The organism is Abditibacteriota bacterium (genome assembly GCA_017552965.1).
Lineage (GTDB): Bacteria > Armatimonadota > UBA5829 > UBA5829 > UBA5829 > RGIG7931.
This window is the reverse complement of sequence record JAFZNQ010000127.1, coordinates 1-3,257: the sequence shown is the minus strand read 5'-3', so window position 1 is coordinate 3,257 and position 3,257 is coordinate 1. Positions and strand designations below refer to the sequence as shown.

The following is a 3,257-nucleotide window of genomic DNA, read 5'->3' as shown; positions in this document are numbered from 1 at the left end:
GCCTGCGCGCCCCTTTGGGCTGCCTCCCGCGCGGTCCTTCTCACCTGCGGCGAAGCCCCGGGCTACACTCAGGCGCTGGCGGACGCCCTGGAAGGAGATGGCATCTCCCTTACCCGGGCGGACCTCTCCGCTGACCTCCCTGCGCTGCTGGACCCCGCCAAAAACCCTTTGCTGATAGCGGTGGCTCCCGGCAGCATTTCGGCCGAGGGGCTGAGACTCATCTCGAACTATCTGGAGAATGGCGGCAGGCTCCTGACCATAGGCGGCCCGGCCTTTACCGACATACTTTACGGCTATGACGGCGGCTGGCTGTCCAGAGAGGAATATCTGCGCAGGGCGGCCGCCGACGTGGCGGAGGGGCAGAGGGAGACCATTCTGGACGCCTCGGACCCTTCCGCGGTCAAGGAATTCAAGCGGGGCTCCAACAACCCGGACGACAAGGTGACCTACACCGTGGGGGACTACGGCCTGGAGGGGAGCCGGGGACAGATAAAGGGGGACGTGCCCAATCTGAACAGCTGGGAAAACTTCAACTACAAGGTGAGCCCCAAAATGACGGACGCCAACGCCATCGCCTTCATGGCAAAGGGCGGCGCGGACACCAAGTATCTCTACGTGGAGATGACCGACAAGGGAGGCTCCCGCTGGTACGCCTCCGCCGCCCTCACGGAGGACTGGCAGCAGTATCTGCTGTCGGAGTCCGACTTTGCATGGTGGCATGACAGCAGGCCCAGCGACAGACAGCACCCCGAGATAGGCGAGATAGCCATGCTCACCATGGGCTTTGCCCAGACCGGCGCGCCCATCCCGCCGGGACACCACGTCTTTTACGTCTCCGACGTGGAGCTGCTGAAAGCAGATATACAGGAAAAGGAAGGGGCCGGTCTGACGGTGGCCACCCTGTGCCCGGAGGACCAGGTCTTTCCCGTCACCAACGCCGCGGGCATAGAGACCTGCCAAAACCAGATCTTTGTCAAGGACAGGGAATACGCCCTGCCCGACAAAGTATTTTCCTGCAGCCCCAAGCGTCAGGGCACCGGCATAGACAAGGGCAGGGACTTCAGATTCGTCCCCCTGCTGGAGCTGTATGACGCCAAGGAGCTCCATTGCGGCTACGCCGCCTGGATGAACGTGTTTGCCATGAACGGCAAGGGCAAGGTCAGCCTGGTAGGCTGCCTGTCGCCCCAGTCGGAGGACTTTTATGACCAAAACGGCATTGCCGCCGCCGTGGATATCGCCCGGGCCATGCTGAGTCCCGCCCTCCTTTACGAAGGGGGCACCGACGAGTATATCTATCCCCTGGCGGACACCAGATCCATCCGCTACGGCGGCAATCTGGTCACCCTGGGAGGCAACGCCGAGGACTTTACTGTGACCACCACCCTCTACTGCGAGGGCGACCCCATAGCGGAATATTCCGCCTCCCCCAAAGGCGGACAGTTCAAATACAGCGCCGAATACAGGCTCGGAGACGACCTGCCCGACTGCGCCGTCACCCGCCTCTACGACAAGGACGGCAACCTGCTGGACCGCATATCCCAGATCAGGCTGGTCTTCTGGGAACCCAAAGACCCGGACCAAAGGAAGTATATCACCTCCACGGACGGCTATTTCATGCAGGACGGCGAAATCAAGAGCTTCTTCGGCGTCAACTATATGCCCTCCTCCGGCGTGGCCGAGCTGAACGGCCACAACTTTGAGCACTACGTGTCCCGGGCAGCCTACGACCCCGAGGTGATACTCATGGACCTGCAGCGCATAAGGGACATAGGCATGAACGCGGTGTCCGTGTTCATCCACGCCGGCCAGATGGATTCCAACAACATGCTGGACCTCATAGACCTGTGCGACGGCATGGACATATACGTGGACCTGTCCCTCCGGTCCACGGGGGACCTGTTCCTGGCGGACAGAAAGCTGGTCAAGCAGGTCATGGACAGGCTGCACCTCAGCGAGATAGACAACGTCATCGCCTATGACACGGCCTGGGAACCCCGCATAGGCTCCTACGAAGACGCGCACTACGTGGGCCGCAAGGGCTGGGACGGCGAATGGGAACGGTGGATAGCCGAGCAGTACGGCTCTGTGGAGGCCGCCGAAAAGGTGTGGGGCACGCCCGTCACCAGGGACGAGAACGGCAGGGTGAGAGGCGTCACCGACGAGATGCTGGACGACTATTCGGACAAATATCTGAAGCTGGTCAACGCCTACCGCCGGTTCATAGACGACCAGGTGGCCAGGCTGTTCACCGACACCTACAACTACTGGCGGGAGCAGGACCCCAACCACCTGGTGAGCTTCCGCATGAGCATGTCCGGCAGCGCCGACCCGGTGAGCGGCATGGCGCCACGGGACTTCTGCTACGACTTTCAGAGCCTGGCCCCCGCGGTGGACGTGATGGAGCCCGAGGGCTACGCCCTCAGATACGAGTCGGACCGGAGCATGTGCCAGGTGCTCTTTGCCAACGCCTACGCCCGCTACGTGAAGCCTCAGGCCCCGGTGGTGTGGAAGGAATTCGGACGGCATATGTGGTCCGGCTCCAACTTTGACGTGCCCGAGGGCTTTGCCCGGGACCAGGAGGAATACTACAGGAGATGCCTGGACTATATGTTCCGGGGCTACACCTCCGGCATGTTCTGCTGGTACTTCCCCGGCGGCTTCCGGATCGGCGAGAACTCGGACTACGGCATACTGAACCCGGACGGCTCCGACAGGCCCTGCACCGCCCTGCTGAGAGAATACGCCCCCAGATTCATCAACCAGGACATGATGACCGCTCTGGAGCACGTGTACACCGTGGACAGAGACGACTCCCCGAGAGGCATCCACGGCATATTTGAGGCCCTGATACCCGAGATGCTGGAGGCCGACCGGAACAGGGAAAGCTTTGGCTTCAGAAACAAGTCGCAGGTCGAGCCCTCCCGCATCAGATACGCGGACGACCTGACGGAGGACACCCTCTGCGGCGGCCCCGCCGGCAAGGACCCCTTCAAATTCATCAACGGCATGATCAAGTCGGCCGCGCCCTACCGCGTGGGAGCAAAGCGCATGCTGAGAGTGGAAGTCATCAACACAGGCCTGGCAGACTGGAGAGCCGGCTCGGTCAGGGTGCAGCTGGGCGGGACCAGCGTGCCCGTCAAGGAGGACGTGTTCTGCCAGCGCTCCGCCGCGGTGGAGCTGCCCTACACTGCCGGCAGGATAAGGCTGACCATCAACGGCATCCCCTTCGGCCCGGGCTACCCGGTGAAATAAACCCG

1 protein-coding gene is annotated in these 3,257 nt (G+C 62.2%); it reads left to right on the top strand.

Annotated elements, in window-relative coordinates; translation table 11 throughout:
• On the top strand, nt 1-3,252 hold a 3,252-nt coding region (locus IK083_10450; protein MBR4749974.1), incomplete at its 5' end, for a hypothetical protein.
• Nucleotides 3,253-3,257: the final 5 nt, after the last annotated feature.